We start from the raw sequence: 16,478 nt of genomic DNA on the forward strand, positions 1-16,478 counted from the left end.
GGTGCGGCCTCCCACAGAATTTGGCGGATCACACCGCTTTTGTGGGAGGCCCGACCTCGGGGCGAGCGCTTAGCCGGCCAGCAGCCAGGCGCCGGTCAGGGCCGAGGCGGCGCCGGCCACCCGTACCAGCGGCGCGGCGGCGGCCGGCAGGTGGCGGGCGACCAGGTAGCCGAAAGCGTGCAGGCCGGCGGTGGCGACGACGAAGCCCAGGGCGTAGGCCCATGCGTTGGACAGTTCTGGCAGCTCCAGGCCGTGGGCGACGCCGTGGGCGAGGGCGAACAGCGCGGTGAGACCGACCGCCACCGCCACGTTCGGGCGCACCGCCAGCGCGACCAGCAGGCCGAGTGCGAGGACCGAGCCGGCGATGCCGGTTTCCATCAGCGGCAATTCCAGACCGGCGAAGCCGAGCAGGCCGCCGGCGAGCATGCTCAGCACGAAGCTCAGTGGCACGGCCCAGCGCGCGCGGCCCTGCTGCTGCGCGGCCCAGAGGCCGACGGCGAGCATCGCCAGGAGGTGATCGAGGCCGAACAGCGGGTGCGCCAGGCCGGCCTCCAGCCCGGAATGTTCATGGCCCGGGTGGGCGAAGGCGAGGGCGGGGCTGAGCAGCAGGGCGGCGCCGAGCAGGGAATTGCGCAGGTTCATGTGGGGGCTCCTTGGGGCGATGGTGGGCGTCAGGCGGCGTCGAGCATGCCGTGGCGTTCGATGAAGGCGATGATCTCGTCCAGACCCTGGCCGACCTTCTGGTTGCTGAAGACGAAGGGGCGGTCGCCGCGCATCTTGCGCGCGTCGCGGTCCATGACTTCCAGCGAGGCGCCGACCATGGGCGCCAGGTCGACCTTGTTGATCACCAGCAGGTCGGACTTGCAGATGCCCGGGCCGCCCTTGCGCGGCAGCTTGTCGCCAGCGGAGACGTCGATCACGTAGATGGTCAGGTCGGACAGCTCCGGGCTGAAGGTGGCCGACAGGTTGTCGCCGCCGGATTCGACGAGGATCAGGTCCAGGCCGGGGAAGCGCCGGTTGAGCTGCTCAACCGCCTCGAGGTTGATCGAGGCGTCCTCGCGGATTGCCGTGTGCGGACAGCCGCCGGTCTCGACGCCGATGATGCGCTCGGGCGCCAGCGCCTCGTTGCGCACGAGGAACTGGGCGTCCTCCTGGGTGTAGATGTCATTGGTGACCACGGCGAGGTTATAGCGCTCGCGCAGGGCGCGGCACAGGGCCAGGGTCAGGGCGGTCTTGCCGGAGCCGACCGGGCCGCCGATACCGACGCGCAGGGGCTGGCTATTCATGGGGAGTCCTCCTCGGGAAGGCGGGGTGGGGCGCCTTCGGGTTCATGCGGGGTTTCATGGAATCGGGTTGGCGCTGCATCGGGTGCGCTGCAGACGTCCCCCTCTCTCTCCGGGAGAGGGCTGGGGTGAGGGCCTTGTTCACCGTCGCCCTCATCCGGCCCTGCGGGCCACCTTCTCCCGGTGGGAGAAGGGCTGGGGCGTGGCGCTGTCTCTGACCATGGCAGGGTCTACCTCGACTGTAGGCGCGAGGGGGCACTGAGCGCTTGCAGGCGAACGGTTGGCGCGGGGCTATCTGTGGGAGCGGTCCTGAGCGCGAATGGAGCCGGCGCGGCGCTGCGTACTTGCTCGCCGCGCTGTCCCCGTTCGCGAGCAAGAACTCGGCGTCCCCCTCGCTCCAACACCTACGTCCACCTGCGGCCGCGGCGGTTCGCGAACGAACGCTCATGACCTGAACAACCGACTGTATTGCCGCTCATGCGCCATGCTCGCCAGCACCAGCCCGAAGGGCGCGCTGCCCCAGTCCTCGGGTTCGAGCGAGGCGGCCAGGCGCTGGGCCTGGTCCAGCGCCGGCAGCAGCTCGGAGGTCAGCCGCTGGGCGGCCTGCTGGCCGAGCGGCAGGGTCTTCATCAGCACCGCCAACTGGTTTTCCAGCCAGCCCCAGAGCCAGGCGGCCAGCGCGTCCTCGGGAGCGATCTGCCAGGCGCGGGCGGCCAGGGCCCAGGTCAGGGCCAGGCCCGGCTGGTCGATGCCCGCCAGCCAGGCGCGGGTGTCGTCGTCGAGTTCCGGCAGGCCGTCGAGCAACTGTCCGAGGGAGTAGCCCATCTGCCGGCTTTCCAGGTGCAGCTCGCGGGTTTCGCGGCTGGCCCGGTGCTGTTCGGCGAGTTCGGCCAGGGCCGGCCAGTCGCCGCCGGCGGCGGCCTGGCAGTGGGCGAGCAGCAGCGGCGCCTCGAAGCGGGCGAGGTTCAGCAGCAACTGGTCCTGCAGCCAGCGCCGGGCCTGATCCGGGCTGGCCACCAGGCCCTGCTCGACCGCCATCTCGAGGCCCTGCGAGTAGCTGTAACCGCCGATCGGCAACTGCGGGCTGGCCAGGCGCAGCAAGGCCCAGGGGGGTATGCGGGCGCCGTCGGCCAGGACGGTCGTCACTTGCGCACTCCGAACTGATGCAATTTCGGCGCGTAGCTGAATTCGGCCTCGCCGGCGTGCGAGTGGTGATGGCCGCCGCCGTAGGCGCCGTGCTCGGGCTGGAAGGGCGCTTCGACCGCCTCCACCTGTGCGCCGAGTTGCACGAGCATGTCCTTGAGCACGTAGTCGTCGAGCAGGCGCAGCCATCCGTCGCCGATCTGCAGGGCGACATGGCGGTTGCCGAGGTGGTAGGCGGCGCGGGTCAGTTCGAAGGCGCTGGCGCAGGTGACGTGCAGCAGTTGCTCCGGGCGGGCGCAGACGCGCACCACGCGGCCGTCGTCGGCCAGCAGGCATTCTCCGTCGTGCAGCGGCGACTGGCCGCGCTCGAGGAACAGGCCGACGTCCTCGCCGCTGGCGGTAAAGCAGCGCAGGCGGCTCTTGCTGCGGGCGTCGTAGGTCAGGTGGAGTTCGGCGTCCCATTCGGGGCGCGCGGGAATCCTTTGGCGGATCACCAGCATGGGGCAGTTCCGGCTGAATCGATGCCGGAAGCAGAGCAAGGGGCTTGCCAAGAAGGCGCAGGCGCGGGGCTACGCGGCCTGCACCATGATCGCGCCTTCAAATGGGGCTTTTGTTTGCCCTAAGATGGTGCATTAAGCATAGAAATGCACCATATATATGCGTCAGTCGTGCAGCGGGCAAACCATGTACACCGCGGGAATGCGGTACGACGCCAGGTTCCTGGCCTGTGGCTGCTCCAGCGTCTCGTGCCGCCGGTAGCCCAGGCGCGACCAGAAGCCGTGGGAATCCTGCACCGACACCAGCGCGGAGAAACGCATCTTGCGGGTGCGCGCCTGACCCAGGTTGTGTTGCACCAATGCCGGGCCCACGCCGCGGCCGGCGGCACGGCGGGCGACCGCCAGGTCGTGCAGGTAGAGGCAGTCGGCCTGCGGATGCGGCTGGAATTCGCCATCGAGCGGGGTGACCTTGCCGACGCGCGAGCGGTAGGCGAACAGGTAGCCGCATACGCCCTGGGCATCCTCGGCCACCAGGGCGTGCTCGCCGGCCTCTGCCAGGCGGGCGCGGATGACCGGTTCGGTCTCGAGGAGTTCGGAGGAGTAGGCTTCCTGCTGGATCGAGAGGACGTGCGGGATGTCCCGCGCTTGCATCTTTCTGAGGGTAAACATGGAACGGCTCGAACGACGCCGGGCGGCTGGGCCGGCCGGCAAGGGCCGCGGATCATACCCGAAGCGGGGCGTTTCGTTGAAGCGGGCCGACGGGGTGCAGGGGTTGGTGCGAATGCTCGATTTCGGCGCCATGACCCCGTAGCGCCTGGTCTCGGATTCGAGTCAACCGGCCAGCCGCACGGGGCACTAGAACAGCGGGCGTTCCCACCTCACCGACCAGTAGTCCTGGCAATAGCGGTTCGGCCCGGAATAGGCCGCGCAACCGGAACCGCCCAGGCTGCTGCCGGTGTAGGACAGGTCGAACCGCGAGCCCAGCCAGGGCCGCGAGAAGTTCAGCGACCAGTCGTCGAAGCTGCTCACCCGCCGGCCGCCGGAAAGCATCACCGGGAAATTCAGGTTGTGGGTGGAGTACTTCAGGGTCATGTCCATGCGCCAGGGCACGTCGAGGCCGAGGTCGAGCAGCAGGGTGCTGTCGGTGCGCGCCGGGGCCTGGTTCACCGCCGCGCCGAGGCGGCTGCCGAGCAGGGTCATGCCGGCGTAGTACTGGTGCCGCTCGAAGTTCGTTTCGGGGACGCTGTAGCGAATCACCCCCAGTTCGTAGCCGAGGCGCTCGTCCAGCGGTCGGAAGAAGCCGACGTAGGAGTCCAGCTCCAGCAGGGTGTTGTCGCGCACGCCCATGCTCGGCGACCAGTGGCCGACGTACCAGCCGCTCTCGTGGGTGAGGTCGAAGCCGCCGTGGAGGCTCCCGTACGGCGAGGGGTTGATCAGCCCCTGGGCCATGCTGCGCGCCGGCGCGGTGCCGAGCTTGAGCGAGAAGTCGCCGAGTTCGCGCTCCAGGGTTCGCGCCTCGGCCACAGCGCTGCCGAACAGCCCCAGCAGGGCGAGCAGTGCAATCGCTTTCATGATGTTCCTCCCCCGTTCTGCTGCGCCTGTCCTCGTGCGCAGGTTTGCTCCTTCATCCGGCCCCGCGAGTGCTATGGAGGGTGACCGGGACGCTCCCCTTCGAAAGTGGGGAGAATAACGAGCGGGATCGCGACGCCACGCCCGTTCGTCGCCCGGATACGGAAATGACGCCTGTTTATTGACAAACGGTGGATGGCATTCCGCTAGCATGGCTGGCCGGGTGCCGACCGCCGAGCCGCGGGGGAGGAAACTCGCCGCGTGCAGGCGTACACTTAGGCAGCTAACAATCCCTGCTTCCGGAACCTGTCTTGATTCAGCACCGACCCCTGCTCGGCGTTTCCCTCATCCTGCTCGCCAGCGTCCTGCTGGCCGGCCATGACGGCCTGGCCAAGCACCTCACCCAGCTCTACCCGCTGGTGATGGTGGTGTGGGCCCGCTACCTGGTGCAGACCCTGCTGCTGCTGTTCGCCTTCGGCCCGCGCATGGGCACCCGCCTGGTGCGTACCCGGCGCCCCGGTGCGCAGCTGCTGCGCGGCCTGAGCCTGGTGAGCATCAGCCTGCTGTTCGTCACCGGGCTGCGCTACCTCCCGCTGGCCGAGGCCACCGCGGTGATCTTCCTGACACCGGTGCTGGTCACCCTGGCGTCGGCCTGGCTCGGCGAGGTGGTGGGGCGCGGCCAGTGGGTCGCCGTGGCGATGGGACTGCTCGGCGTGCTGATCATCGTGCGGCCGGGCAGTGCGCTGTTCACGCCGGCGATCCTGTTTCCGCTGGGGGCGGCGCTGTGCTTCACGCTCTACCAGATCCTCACGCGGCGCCTCGGCGCGACCGACCATGCGGTGGCGAGCAACTTCCTCACCAGCCTGGTCGGCAGCCTGACCATGAGTGCGCTGGTGCCGCTCCACTGGACCTGGCCGAGCCTGCACGACGGCCTGCTGATCGCCTGCCTCGGCGTGCTCGCCACCGGCGGCCACCTGCTGCTGACCAATGCCTTCCGCTTCGCCAGCGCCGCGACCCTGGCGCCCTTCACCTACGGCCAGATCGTCTTCGCCGGGCTGGTCAGCCTGACGTTCTTCGATCACGCGCCGGACGCCGGGGCGCTGCTCGGCATGGCGGTGATCGTGGTCAGCGGGCTGTGCATGGCCGAGGCGCAGCGGCGTACGCGAGCGCGCCCGGTTGGGGCCTCGTCGGCATCCGGACAGGCGCCGGGCCCGTTATAGTCCACCGATCGATTTCGTTATTAACCCTGCGTGCCGAGACCTTCCACATGAATATGCAGAGAATTTCCCACCACACCCTGCGCAAGGATTTCCGCCGCCTTCTGGCCTCCGACAGCTGCTATTTCACCGCCTCGGTGTTCGATCCGATGTCGGCGCGCATCGCCGCCGATCTCGGCTTCGAGGTCGGCATCCTCGGGGGCTCGGTCGCCTCGCTGCAGGTGCTGGCCGCGCCCGACTTCGCCCTGATCACCCTCAGCGAGTTCGTCGAGCAGGCCGCGCGGATCGGCCGGGTGTCGCGCCTGCCGGTGATCGCCGACGCCGACCACGGCTACGGCAACGCACTGAACGTGATGCGCACGGTGACCGAGCTCGAGCGCGCCGGCATCTCCGCGCTGACCATCGAGGACACGCTGCTGCCGGCCAAGTTCGGCCACAAGTCCACCGATCTGATCGAGATTCCCGAGGCGGTGGGCAAGATCCGCGCGGCGCTGGAGGCGCGGGTCGACAACGAGATGGCGATCATCGCCCGTACCCATGCCGGGGTGCTCGACGCCGACCAGCTGATCGCCCGCACGCGCGCCTACGAGAAGGCCGGGGCCGACGGCATCTGCCTGGTCGGCATCGAGGACTTCGAGCACCTGGAGCGGGTCAGCGCGCACCTGTCGGTCCCGCTGATGCTGGTCACCTACGACAACCCCAAGCTGCGCGACCGCGCGCGCCTGGCGAGCCTCGGCGTGCGCGTGGTGGTCAACGGCCACGCCGCCTACTTCGCGGCGATCAAGGCGACCTACGACTGCCTGCGCGAGCAGCGCCAGATCGACGCCTACGACCTCAACGCCTCGGAGCTGTCGGTGAAGTACTCGACCGCCGCCGAATACATGGTCTGGGCCGAAGAGTACATGCAGGTCAAGGAGTGAGCGTGACACCTCTGCCGACGCACCGCCGGGACCGGGCGGTGCGCCCGTGAGCCCGCGCCTGCTGACCCTGATGGTGGGCGTCGCGGCCTTCCTCGGGCCCTTTACCCAGACCGTCTACGCCCCCATCCTGCCCGAGCTCGGCACCGCGCTGGCGACCACGCCGCTGCTGATCAACCTGAGCATCTCGATCTTCACCTTCGTGCTGGCCTTCATGCAGATCGTCTACGGTCCGCTGGTCGACCGCACCGGGCGGCGGCCGGTGCAGCTGGCGGGACTGGCGACCTTCGTGGCGGCCTCGCTGGGCTGCTTCCTGTCCACCAGCATCGAGGCGCTGCTGGTGTTCCGCGGCCTGCAGGCGGTGGGTATCGCGGCGACCGCGGTGGTGGCGGTGACGGTGATCGGCGACCGCTTCGAGGGCGTCGCCCGCGGCCGGGCGATGGGCACTTTCCAGATGATGGTGGCGCTGGGGCCGGTGCTCGGCCCGGTGGTCGGCGGCTTCGTCGGCGAACAGCTGGACTACCACTACGTATTCCTGGTGCTGGTGGTGGCCGGCTGCGCGGCGCTGGCGGCCAACGCCTGCTGGCTGCGCGAGACGCGCCCGGCGGACGTGCAGGTGAGGCCCTTCCACCCGGGCCAGTACCTGGAGGTGCTGCGCAACCCGCAGGGGCTGGCGATCATCCTGCTGAGCTTCGTGCAGTACTACGCCTTCTACAACTATCTGGTGTTCATGCCGCGCGTGCTGGATACGGTCTACGGGCTCAGCGCCAGCGAGAAGGGGCTGGTGTTCCTGCCGCTGTCGATCGCCGTGGTGGTCGCCACCTACACCGGCGGCCGCCTGCTGGCGCACTGGCCGGCGCGGCGCCTGCTGCTGGTCACCACCACGCTGAACGCCGCCAGCCTGCTGCTGTTCCTGCTGGTGGCCGAGCACTCGCTCACCTGGCTGGTGCTGGCGGTGACCGCCTTCGGGCTGTTCCTCGGCCTGTCGCTGCCGGTACAGACCAGCCTGCTGATGGACCTGTACCCGTCGAACCGGGCGATGGCGGTGGGGGCCTACAACTTCTTCCGCTTCATGGGCATGGCCACCGGGCCGGTGCTCGGTTCCTGGCTGTTCCAGGACGGCCGTCTGGGCGTACTCTACGGATTCGCCACGGCGGCCTTCGCCGCGGTGGTGATCAATGCGGGGCTGCGCTTTCGCCAGGCGCGCTGAGCCCGGCCCCGCGCTGCCAGTCATGCGAGCGTGGGGCAACCTCAGGAGGCCGGTATGGCGAACGGGTGGGCAGGCGATGGCGCCGTGCAGGAACAGATCGACAGCACCGTGGAAGACGGCATCCGCCGGGCGCGCAGCCAGCTGCGCGAGGGCGAGGGCCTGATGCACTGCGAGGAGTGCGGCGAGGCGATCCCCGCCGCCCGGCGCGCCGCGGTCAAGGGCGTGCGCCTGTGCCTGCGCTGCCAGCAGGAGCAGGACCGGGCCGAAGCGCGCTTCAGCGGCTACAACCGCCGCGGCAGCAAGGACAGCCAGCTGCGCTAGTGCGCCGGTGCCCGCCACACATCGCGTTACAACCGCAGCGCCGCACAAAGTCTCCGTCAATCAGGCACCTGCGCCGCGGCCCCGGAAATCTTTTCCGGCAGGGTCGAACCTGCCGCCACGCCATCGGTCCGGTGCTTTGCCTGAAGTCGCAAGGCCACCCTCTTGCTCAAGGAGACCCGCCGATGACACCTGCCCGCCCCCGTCTGCGCGTCCTGCCGTTCGTGCTGCTGCTCGCCGCCGCGACCGGCCACGCCCAGACCGCCCCGAAACTCGACGTGCCCTACGTGCCCACGCCGGAGGCCGTGGTCCAGCGCATGCTGGAGCTGGCCGACGTGCAGCCGGACGACTACGTGATCGACCTCGGTTCCGGCGACGGCCGCATCGCCATCTCGGCGGTGAAGGACTTCCGCGCCCGCGAGGCGCTGGGCGTCGACATCGACCCCGATCGCGTGCGCGAGGCCGAGGCCAACGCCGAGGCGGCCGGGGTGCAGGACCGCGTGCGCTTCGAGCAGGGCGACCTGTTCGAGAAGGACATCTCCGACGCCACGGTGCTGACCATGTACCTGCTGCCGCGCATCAACCTGCAGCTGCGGCCGGTGATCCTCGACACCCTCGAGCCCGGCACCCGGGTGGTCTCGCACGCCTTCATGATGGACGACTGGGACGCCGACGAGACCGCCAACGTCGGCGGCAACTACGTGTTCCTGTGGATCGTGCCGGCCAAGGTGGACGGGCACTGGGAGCTGGAGACCGAGGGTAGGTCCGTCGACCTGGACCTGCAGCAGCGCTTCCAGCAGGTGGAAGGCACCGCGCGGATCGACGGCCAGTCGGTGCCCGTGGAGGGCCGCCTGCGCGGCGCCCAGCTGCAGCTCGACATCGGCGGCCAGCGCTACGTCGGCCAGGTCGACGACGACCGCATCCAGGCGGTCGAGGGCGAGGGGGCGGTTGCCGGCTGGAGCGCCGAGCGCAGCTGAACATGGATGCCCGAACGCGGTCCCGGCCCGGGCTGTCGGTCGTCGACGGCGTCGCCGTGCTGGTCGGCGTGGTGGTCGGGGTCGGCATCTTCGGCTTCCCGCCGCTGATCGCGCAGCATGCCGACAGCCATCTGGTGTACCTCGGCCTGTGGCTCGCCGGCGGCCTGCTGATGCTCGCCGGTGCCCTGTGCTACGCCGAGCTGGGGGCGGCCTTTCCCCACGAGGGCGGCGAATACCATTACCTGCACCGGGCCTGGGGCGCCCGCCTGGCGCTTCTGTTCGCCTGGGCCCGGGGCACCGTGATCCAGACCGGCGCGATCGCCGCGGTGGCCTTCATCTACGCCGAGTATGCGCAGCGGCTGCTGCCGCTCGGAGCGCAGGGCGCGGCGCTGCACGCGGCCTTGGCAGTGGTGCTGCTGACCGCCCTCAACATGGTCGGCACCCCCGAGTCCAAGCGCCTGCAACTGCTGCTGAGCACGGTCACCGTGCTCGGCGTGCTGGGCATGGCCGTGGCGGGGCTCGGCGCCGACGCGGCGGCCGAGGTGGCGCCGGCGGGGCAGGGGCCGGGCCTCTCGCCCGGCCTGCTGGGCATGGGCCTGGTGTTCGTGCTGCTGACCTACGGCGGCTGGAACGAGGCGGCCTACCTGTCCGGCGAGCTGCGCGAACCGTCGCGCAGCATGAGCCGGGTGCTGCTGTACGGCACGCTGCTGGTGATGGCGCTGTACCTGCTGGCCAACCTCGCCTTTCTCCACGTCTTCGGGCTGGACGGACTGCGCCAGGCCGATGCGGTCGGCGCCGAGCTGATGCGGCGGGTGGCCGGTCCGCCGGGCGAGGCGCTGCTCGGCGGGCTGATCTGCATCACCGCGCTCAGCACCCTCAACGCCACCATCCTCACCGGCGCGCGCGTGTACTACGCGCTCGGGCGCGACGTGCCGCAGCTGGCCATGCTCGGCACCTGGAACGACCGCGGCGCGACCCCGGTGCGCGCGCTGCTGGTGCAGGGTGCCATCACCCTGCTGCTGGTGCTGTTCGGCGCGGTCAGCGAAAACGCCGTGCAGAGCATGGTCGCCTACACCGCGCCGGTGTTCTGGCTGTTCATGCTGCTCACGGTGCTGGCCCTGCTGCGCCTGCGCCGGACGCTGCCGCAGCAGCCGCGGCCGTTCCGGGTGCCGCTGTACCCCTGGCTGCCGCTGCTGTTCGCGCTGGTCTGCCTCGGGCTGTTCTGGTCGAGCACGCTCTATGCCGGCGCGGGAGCGCTGGTCGGGCTGCTGGTGCTGCTGCTGGGACTGCCGCTGCTGTGGCTGCGGCGGGCACCGCTGGCGGCGCCGCGGGATTGAGGCAATCGTCAGGAAAGGGGCTTGGCGTTGGCCTGTGGCACGGTGCGGCTGCGTTCGCGAGCGAGCTCGCTCCTACAGATCCGGACCAAGGTGGGCTGGGCGGCGCTCCGCTTCAGCTCACCGAGCCATGACTCGGCAGATCAACCCGCACCCCGGCCCTCTCCCGAGGGACAGGGAGTGGTCGGGTGTTGGTTCGTGGCGACGTGCAGGTGCGGTCGCAGGCAGAGCCTGCTCCTACAGGTGCTCGCCGCAGCCACAGGCAGCGGCGGGCGCTTTGTCCCTTCTCCCGCGGGAGAAGGTGGCCGGAGGCCGGATGAGGGAACGCTTGCGCGCGCCTCGCCCGGTGGGCGAGGGGGTTGGTAGGGTGGGCTTCAGCCCACCAATGGCCGCTTGAACCGGGAAACCGGTGGGCTGAAGCGGAACGCCGCCTACGCTGCTACACCCTACGCGCTGATACCGGCCTTGTTCGCGGTCGAGCCCACACACAGGCAGGCGGCGCCTCAGAACAGGAAGTAGCGTTGCGCCATCGGCAGCACCTCGGCCGGCTCGCACCAGAGCAGCTGGCCGTCGGCCTTGACCTGGTAATTCTGCGGGTCGACGTCGATGGTCGGGGTGTAGCCGTTGAGCACCAGGTCGCTCTTCTGCACCGAGCGGCAGCCCCTGACCACGCCGATCTGCTTCTTCAGCCCGAGCTGCTGCGGCACGCCCGCGTCCATCGCCGCCTGGCTGATGAAGGTCAGGCTGCTCTTGTGCAGGCTACCGCCGTAGCTGCCGAACATCGGCCGGTAGTGCACCGGCTGCGGGGTGGGGATGGAGGCGTTGGCGTCGCCCATGAGGCTGGCGGCGATCACCCCGCCCTTGAGGATCAGCGACGGCTTGACGCCGAAGAAGGCCGGGCGCCAGAGCACCAGGTCGGCCCACTTGCCCACCTCGATGGAGCCCACCTCGTGGCTGATGCCGTGGGTGATCGCCGGGTTGATGGTGTACTTGGCGATGTAGCGGCGGGCGCGGAAGTTGTCGTTGCCCGGGGCATCCTCGGCCAGTGCGCCGCGCTGCTTCTTCATCTTGTCGGCGGTCTGCCAGGTGCGGGTGATGACTTCGCCCACGCGGCCCATGGCCTGGCTGTCCGAGCTGATCATGGAGAAGGCGCCGAGGTCGTGGAGGATGTCCTCGGCGGCGATGGTCTCGCGGCGGATGCGGCTCTCGGCGAAGGCCACGTCCTCGGCGATGCTCGGGTCGAGGTGGTGGCAGACCATGAGCATGTCCAGGTGCTCGTCGATGGTGTTGCGGGTGAACGGCCGGGTCGGGTTGGTCGAACTGGGCAGCACGTTGGCGAAGCCGCAGGCCTTGATGATGTCCGGCGCATGGCCGCCGCCGGCGCCCTCGGTGTGGTAGGTGTGGATGGTACGGCCCTTGAACGCGCCCAGCGTGGTCTCGACGAAGCCCGACTCGTTGAGCGTGTCGGTGTGGATGGCCACCTGGATGTCGTACTGGTCGGCGACCGACAGGCAGTTGTCGATCGCCGCCGGGGTGGTGCCCCAGTCCTCGTGCAGCTTGAGGCCGATGGCGCCGGCGCGGATCTGCTCGATCAGGGGGTCCGGCAGCGAGGCGTTGCCCTTGCCGGTGAAGCCGATGTTCATCGGGAAGGCGTCGGCGGCCTGGAGCATCCGCGCCATGTGCCAGGGCCCGGGCGTGACCGTGGTGGCGTTGGTGCCGGTGGCCGGGCCGGTGCCGCCGCCGATCATGGTGGTCACCCCGCTCATCAGCGCTTCCTCGATCTGCTGCGGGCAGATGAAGTGGATGTGCGAGTCGATGCCGCCGGCGGTGAGGATCATGCCCTCGCCGGCGATCACTTCGGTGGCGGCGCCGACGGCGATGGTCACGTCGGGCTGGATGTCCGGGTTGCCGGCCTTGCCGATGGCGGCGATGCGCCCGTCCTTCAGGCCGACGTCGGCCTTGACCACGCCCCAGTGGTCGAGGATCAGCGCGTTGGTGATCAGGGTGTCGACCACTTCGGCGGCCGGCAGCTGGCCCTGGCCCATACCGTCGCGGATCACCTTGCCGCCGCCGAACTTCACTTCTTCGCCGTAGGTGGTGAAATCCTTCTCGACCTCGATCCACAGGTCGCTGTCGGCCAGGCGCACCTTGTCGCCGACGGTCGGGCCGAACATGTCGGCGTAAGCGGCACGTGAAATTTTCATGCTTGTGTTCCTTTCTGAACGTCGGGCGCGAGCCCTCTTCGCTGGAGGCTGGAAGGCTGTAGGCTTGACGAAGAGGCGAGCGCGCGTTGGTACCGCTTTGCGTTCAGCCTCAAGCCCCGAGCCTCCAGCGGCTTTTTCAAAGCTTTCCCATCACCCTTCCGGCAAACCCGTACACCACGCGCTTGCCGGCCAGTTCGACCAGCTCCACGTCGCGGCTCTGGCCCGGTTCGAAGCGCACCGCGGTGCCGGCGGCGATGTTCAGGCGCATGCCACGCGCCTGTTCGCGGTCGAAGGTCAGGGCGTCGTTGGTCTCGTAGAAGTGGTAGTGCGAGCCGACCTGGATGGGCCGGTCGCCGCTGTTGGCCACCGTCAGGGTGAGGGTGCGACGGCCGGCGTTGAGCTCGATGTCGCCGTCCTGGATCTGGTATTCGCCGGGAATCATGGCGTGCTCCGCTTGGGGTTCAGGATCAGTTGCATGAAGGTCAGGTCCAGCCAGCGGCCGAACTTGCAGCCGACCTGGCGCATCTGCCCGACGTGGATGAAACCGAGTTGCTGGTGCATGTGCACCGAGGCGCGGTTGTCGCTTTCGATCGCCGCGACCATGACGTGCTTGCCGGCCTGCCGCGCATGCGCGATGAGCTCGACCATCAGCGCCCGGCCGATGCCGCCGCCGCGCTGGTCCTCGCGCACGTAGACGGAGTTCTCCACCGTGTGGCGGTAGCCGTCGTGCGGCCGCCAGGGCCCGTAGGTGGCGTAGCCGCAGACCTGGCCCTGCTCGTCGACCGCGACCAGCACGGGAAAGCCCTGCTGCTGGCGTTCCTCGAGCCAGCGGCGGCGGTTGTCGAGGTCGGCCGGCTGCTCGTTCCAGATCGCGGTGGTGCGCTCCACCGCGTCGTTGTAGATCTGCAGGATGCCCGGCAAATCGTCTGCGTGCGCGTGTCGAATCAGCATGGATCGGTTCCTGTGACGGTCACGGGATGGGTTGATGCACCGTGACCAGCTTGGTTCCGTCCGGGAAGGTGGCTTCGATCTGGATTTCCGGGATCATCTCCGGCACGCCTTCCATCACCTGCTCGCGGCTGAGCAGGGTGGTGCCGTAGTGCATCAGCTCGGCCACCGTCTGGCCGTCGCGCGCACCCTCGAGCAGCGCCGCGGAAATGTAGGCCATGGCTTCCGGGTAGTTGAGCTTCAGCCCGCGGGCGAGGCGGCGCTCGGCGACCAGGCCGGCGGTGAAGATCAGCAGCTTGTCTTTCTCTCTCGGTGTCAGGTCCATACCGGCTCCAGTCTGGGGTGGGCAACGGGAGGCTTGCCCACCGAGGTGTTCTTCGGTCCGTATCGGTGGAAAACGCTGCGCGGTTTTCCACCCTACGACCGGCGATGCGTAGGGTGGGTAACGGCGAAGCCTTACCCACCGGTTCTTCTGTTCAGGTGCTCCATATACGTGGCGGCATCGCTTCGCGGCCAAGCAGCGCCGGGCGCAGCAGGCGCCAGAGTTCGATCAGCCAGGCGCGCGCGTGCAGCGCCTCGCTCGCCAGGCAGCGCGCGACCAGCAGGCCGGGCAGCTGGGTCAGGTCGCCGCGCACCGGGGTGTCCAGCTGGCGACAGCGCTCGAGCAGGTCCGCGTCGATCTCCCCGCTGGCGATCAGCGTGGCGAACACCGGCTGCCCGGCGAGGCCGATCGGCGAGTCGAGCAGGGCGTCGCCGCCCTCGACGCGCTGGCGCTCGTGCCACAGCAGCCGGCCGTCGCGGCGGATGTCCAGGCGTGCGCGCAAGCGCCCGCTGTCGAAGCGCTCGCCGCTGGCCGGGCGGCCGAGCGCGACCATGTCCCAGTAGAACAGCCGGGCGTCGTCTTCCAGCGAAATGCGGGTGTCGAGTTCCGGCTGCGCGCCGGCGTAGACGATGGTCTCCTGCGGCAGCCACTCCAGCGTGGCGCCGGCCCCGACCCGCAGTTCCAGCGTCTGGAAGGCCGGGCCCGCGGCACGGTACCACTTGGCTGCGCCGGGGCTGGTCAGCTGGGTCCAGGCGCCATCGCCGACGGCGGCGCGGATCGCCAGGCGGTCGCCGCCGGCAATGCCGCCGGGCGGATGCACGACGATGTGCTGGCAGACTTCCGGCCCCTCGGCATACAGGTGCTTCTGCACGCGCAACGGCCCGCTGTGCCGGCGCAGCACCGGCCGGGTGGCGCCGCCGATGCGTGCGTAGCCGAGTTCCAGCTCGGCCTGCCAGTGCGGGGTGAAGACGGAGGTCAGTGCGGTCATGCGTCGCGTGGGCCGTGGCGTCGATAGGCCTGCTACGAGCAATTGTCGTGCCTTCTGCGCCATACCGGTGCGCCGTTGGCGGTCGTGCCGCGGCTGCCGGCCGCGGGCGAGGCGGGACCGGAGCGCCGTGTTGCTGTATGGTGTGCACCTTGTTTGTGCAATTTAATGCTTTATGGAGCTGCACGATCCATTTTGGTGCTATGTGCTGGCCAGGCCGGAGAGGGGTACTGGCCCTGGCTGCGCCTGACCGCCGTGGTTAAGGTCGCCCATGTCCCATGCTGGAGTGATCCATGTTCACGCTGCTGGCCTTTGCCGCCGGGCTGGTGCGCGGTTACAGCGGATTCGGCTTCTCCATGCTGCTGGCGCTCGGCCTGCTGACCCGCCTGACGCCGGCGCAGGTGGTGCCGGTGGCGCTCATGCTCGACCTGGCCTGTTCCGTCAGCCTCTGGCCGGCGGCGTTACGCAACTTCCACGTGCCCATCGGCTCCCGGCTGATCCTCGGCATGCTGGCGGCGGTGCCGCTCGGCGCGCTGCTGCTGTCGGTGGTGCCGGCCGAGTGGATGGCGCCGGTCATCGCCCTGTTCTGTCTGCTCGGAGGGCTGACCGTGCTGTGGCGGCCGCCGGCCGTATCGACCGCCGGCCCGGACGGGCGCGGCGCACTGCCGGCAGGACTCGCCTCGGGGCTGGCAATGACCATGGCCTCGGCCGGCGGCCCGCCGCTGATCCTCTACCTGCTGCGCACCGGTCTGGACGCCGCCCGCCTGCGCGCGACCGCGATCCTGTTCTTCGTCGCCAGCAGCGCCTGTTCGCTGCTCGGCCTGTGGGCGCTCGACGTACTCGGCCGGGAACACCTGGCGCTGGCGCTGAGCCTGTTGCTGCCGGCGGTGCTCGGCAACCTGGCCGGCCAGTTCCTGCACCGGCGCTGGCAGCCACTGCCGATGCAGGTGGTGGTGGGAGTGTTGCTGGTGGCGTTCTCCGCCGCGTCGCTGGTCAACGGCGTGATGCGGTTGCTGGACTAAAAGCAAGGCGCGGCCGAAGGCCGCCACCGATATCCCTCTCCCTCGGGAAAGGGTTCCCGAAGGGCGGGTGAGGGCAGGTCGGAGCCATGCGGTTGCCGGCTCCCTCACCCCTGGCCCCTCTCCCGGGGGGAGAGGGGAACAAGCCTGCAGGCCGCAAGCCTGCAAGCCCGCCGCTGATATCACTGCAACCCCTGTCCCTCGGAAGAGGGTGCCCGAAGGGCGGGTGAGGGCTGTGTGGTGGTCAAATAATTTCGGACACTGCGATAGGTTGTATGGATGGCCTGCGCTCATAGCGGGTGGGCGGCATGTAGCCCAGGCTGGAGTGCAGGCGCACGTTGTTGTAGAAACCGACGATATAGTCGGCGATGTCGGCCATGGCCTCGGCCTGGTTGGCATAGTCAGCTTGCCAGACCCGCTCCATTTTCAGGTTCAGGAAGAATCGCTCCATCACGGCATTGTCCCAGCAGTTTCCTTTGCGACTCATGCTCAGGAGCAGGCCATGTCGGCTGAGCAGCGTACGATAAGCTTCGCT

Annotated in this window: 19 protein-coding genes; 7 read left to right on the plus strand and 12 right to left on the minus strand. The window is 69.3% G+C overall.

Going from position 1 to position 16,478, the window contains the following annotated elements; translation table 11 throughout:
• Positions 1-69: 69 nt before the first annotated feature.
• From H610_RS0122455 to H610_RS0122485, 6 genes are all read right to left on the minus strand, one after another.
• Complete coding sequence (locus H610_RS0122455) at positions 70-642, minus strand: HupE/UreJ family protein (RefSeq protein WP_028241762.1); 573 nt, start codon at positions 640-642, stop codon at positions 70-72.
• 29 nt (positions 643-671) lie between these two features.
• Positions 672-1,286 (minus strand): urease accessory protein UreG, encoded by a 615-nt coding sequence (gene ureG, locus H610_RS0122460; RefSeq protein ID WP_028241763.1) that lies wholly within the window; start codon positions 1,284-1,286, stop codon positions 672-674.
• Positions 1,287-1,727: 441 nt separating this feature from the next.
• Entirely contained in the window at positions 1,728-2,399 is a 672-nt protein-coding gene (locus H610_RS0122465; RefSeq protein ID WP_043239425.1) for an urease accessory protein UreF, read from the minus strand.
• Between the two features lie 26 nt (positions 2,400-2,425).
• Positions 2,426-2,926, minus strand: a complete 501-nt coding sequence (gene ureE / locus H610_RS0122470) for an urease accessory protein UreE (RefSeq protein WP_028241765.1) — start codon at positions 2,924-2,926, stop codon at positions 2,426-2,428.
• A 162-nt stretch (positions 2,927-3,088) separates the two neighbouring features.
• Positions 3,089-3,574: a GNAT family N-acetyltransferase gene (locus H610_RS0122475; protein ID WP_028241766.1), complete on the minus strand. Its 486-nt coding sequence runs from the start codon at positions 3,572-3,574 to the stop codon at positions 3,089-3,091.
• Between the two features lie 204 nt (positions 3,575-3,778).
• Positions 3,779-4,495, minus strand: a complete 717-nt coding sequence (locus H610_RS0122485) for a TorF family putative porin (RefSeq protein ID WP_028241767.1) — start codon at positions 4,493-4,495, stop codon at positions 3,779-3,781.
• Positions 4,496-4,803: 308 nt separating this feature from the next.
• Between H610_RS0122485 and H610_RS24435 the strand changes: the two genes are divergently transcribed.
• The 6 genes from H610_RS24435 (at position 4,804) to H610_RS0122515 (ending at position 10,468) form a co-directional block, all read left to right on the plus strand.
• Entirely contained in the window at positions 4,804-5,712 is a 909-nt protein-coding gene (locus tag H610_RS24435) for a DMT family transporter (protein ID WP_051231935.1), read from the plus strand.
• A 53-nt stretch (positions 5,713-5,765) separates the two neighbouring features.
• Entirely contained in the window at positions 5,766-6,629 is an 864-nt protein-coding gene (locus H610_RS0122495; RefSeq protein ID WP_028241768.1) for an isocitrate lyase/PEP mutase family protein, read from the plus strand.
• A gap of 46 nt (positions 6,630-6,675) precedes the next feature.
• The gene (locus H610_RS0122500) at positions 6,676-7,836 is read left to right on the plus strand and encodes an MFS transporter (RefSeq protein WP_028241769.1); all 1,161 of its coding nucleotides are present in this window, start codon (positions 6,676-6,678) and stop codon (positions 7,834-7,836) included.
• 54 nt (positions 7,837-7,890) lie between these two features.
• Positions 7,891-8,157, plus strand: a complete 267-nt coding sequence (locus H610_RS0122505) for a DksA/TraR family C4-type zinc finger protein (protein ID WP_028241770.1) — start codon at positions 7,891-7,893, stop codon at positions 8,155-8,157.
• 182 nt (positions 8,158-8,339) lie between these two features.
• Complete coding sequence (locus H610_RS0122510) at positions 8,340-9,131, plus strand: methyltransferase domain-containing protein (protein WP_028241771.1); 792 nt, start codon at positions 8,340-8,342, stop codon at positions 9,129-9,131.
• Between the two features lie 2 nt (positions 9,132-9,133).
• Positions 9,134-10,468, plus strand: a complete 1,335-nt coding sequence (locus H610_RS0122515; protein ID WP_028241772.1) for an APC family permease — start codon at positions 9,134-9,136, stop codon at positions 10,466-10,468.
• A gap of 500 nt (positions 10,469-10,968) precedes the next feature.
• Here the strand turns inward: H610_RS0122515 and ureC are convergent, their stop codons facing one another.
• From ureC to H610_RS0122540, 5 genes are all read right to left on the minus strand, one after another.
• On the minus strand, positions 10,969-12,669 hold the full coding sequence (ureC, locus tag H610_RS0122520) for an urease subunit alpha (protein ID WP_028241773.1): 1,701 nt from the start codon (positions 12,667-12,669) through the stop codon (positions 10,969-10,971).
• Between the two features lie 136 nt (positions 12,670-12,805).
• On the minus strand, positions 12,806-13,111 hold the full coding sequence (locus H610_RS0122525; RefSeq protein ID WP_028241774.1) for an urease subunit beta: 306 nt from the start codon (positions 13,109-13,111) through the stop codon (positions 12,806-12,808).
• Positions 13,108-13,620: a GNAT family N-acetyltransferase gene (locus H610_RS0122530; RefSeq protein ID WP_028241775.1), complete on the minus strand. Its 513-nt coding sequence runs from the start codon at positions 13,618-13,620 to the stop codon at positions 13,108-13,110. Before H610_RS0122530 ends, H610_RS0122525 begins: the two co-directional genes overlap by 4 nt.
• A gap of 19 nt (positions 13,621-13,639) precedes the next feature.
• Positions 13,640-13,942 carry an urease subunit gamma gene (ureA, locus tag H610_RS0122535; protein ID WP_028241776.1) on the minus strand — a complete coding sequence of 101 codons (303 nt, stop codon included), beginning with the start codon at positions 13,940-13,942 and terminating at the stop codon, positions 13,640-13,642.
• 151 nt (positions 13,943-14,093) lie between these two features.
• The gene (locus tag H610_RS0122540; protein WP_028241777.1) at positions 14,094-14,927 is read right to left on the minus strand and encodes an urease accessory protein UreD; all 834 of its coding nucleotides are present in this window, start codon (positions 14,925-14,927) and stop codon (positions 14,094-14,096) included.
• Positions 14,928-15,217: 290 nt separating this feature from the next.
• On the opposite strand from H610_RS0122540, the gene H610_RS0122545 reads away from it, so the two are divergent.
• Complete coding sequence (locus tag H610_RS0122545) at positions 15,218-15,946, plus strand: sulfite exporter TauE/SafE family protein (protein ID WP_028241778.1); 729 nt, start codon at positions 15,218-15,220, stop codon at positions 15,944-15,946.
• Positions 15,947-16,187: 241 nt separating this feature from the next.
• On the opposite strand, the gene H610_RS24440 is transcribed toward H610_RS0122545, so the two are convergent.
• Positions 16,188-16,478 (minus strand): integrase core domain-containing protein (locus H610_RS24440; RefSeq protein ID WP_043239411.1); only part of this gene is annotated, 291 nt, incomplete at its 5' end.

Source organism: Stutzerimonas azotifigens DSM 17556 (assembly GCF_000425625.1).
Classification (GTDB): domain Bacteria; phylum Pseudomonadota; class Gammaproteobacteria; order Pseudomonadales; family Pseudomonadaceae; genus Stutzerimonas; species Stutzerimonas azotifigens.

Coding starts and splice junctions, on each gene's coding strand:
- H610_RS0122455 (WP_028241762.1), bottom strand. CDS start 642: ATGAACCTGCGCAATTCCCTGCTCGGCGCCGCCCTGCTGCTCAGCCCC.
- ureG (WP_028241763.1), bottom strand. CDS start 1,286: ATGAATAGCCAGCCCCTGCGCGTCGGTATCGGCGGCCCGGTCGGCTCC.
- ureE (WP_028241765.1), bottom strand. CDS start 2,926: ATGCTGGTGATCCGCCAAAGGATTCCCGCGCGCCCCGAATGGGACGCC.
- H610_RS0122475 (WP_028241766.1), bottom strand. CDS start 3,574: ATGCAAGCGCGGGACATCCCGCACGTCCTCTCGATCCAGCAGGAAGCC.
- H610_RS0122485 (WP_028241767.1), bottom strand. CDS start 4,495: ATGAAAGCGATTGCACTGCTCGCCCTGCTGGGGCTGTTCGGCAGCGCT.
- H610_RS0122495 (WP_028241768.1), top strand. CDS start 5,766: ATGCAGAGAATTTCCCACCACACCCTGCGCAAGGATTTCCGCCGCCTT.
- H610_RS0122505 (WP_028241770.1), top strand. CDS start 7,891: ATGGCGAACGGGTGGGCAGGCGATGGCGCCGTGCAGGAACAGATCGAC.
- H610_RS0122510 (WP_028241771.1), top strand. CDS start 8,340: ATGACACCTGCCCGCCCCCGTCTGCGCGTCCTGCCGTTCGTGCTGCTG.
- H610_RS0122515 (WP_028241772.1), top strand. CDS start 9,134: ATGGATGCCCGAACGCGGTCCCGGCCCGGGCTGTCGGTCGTCGACGGC.
- ureC (WP_028241773.1), bottom strand. CDS start 12,669: ATGAAAATTTCACGTGCCGCTTACGCCGACATGTTCGGCCCGACCGTC.
- H610_RS0122525 (WP_028241774.1), bottom strand. CDS start 13,111: ATGATTCCCGGCGAATACCAGATCCAGGACGGCGACATCGAGCTCAAC.
- H610_RS0122530 (WP_028241775.1), bottom strand. CDS start 13,620: ATGCTGATTCGACACGCGCACGCAGACGATTTGCCGGGCATCCTGCAG.
- ureA (WP_028241776.1), bottom strand. CDS start 13,942: ATGGACCTGACACCGAGAGAGAAAGACAAGCTGCTGATCTTCACCGCC.
- H610_RS0122540 (WP_028241777.1), bottom strand. CDS start 14,927: ATGACCGCACTGACCTCCGTCTTCACCCCGCACTGGCAGGCCGAGCTG.
- H610_RS0122545 (WP_028241778.1), top strand. CDS start 15,218: ATGTTCACGCTGCTGGCCTTTGCCGCCGGGCTGGTGCGCGGTTACAGC.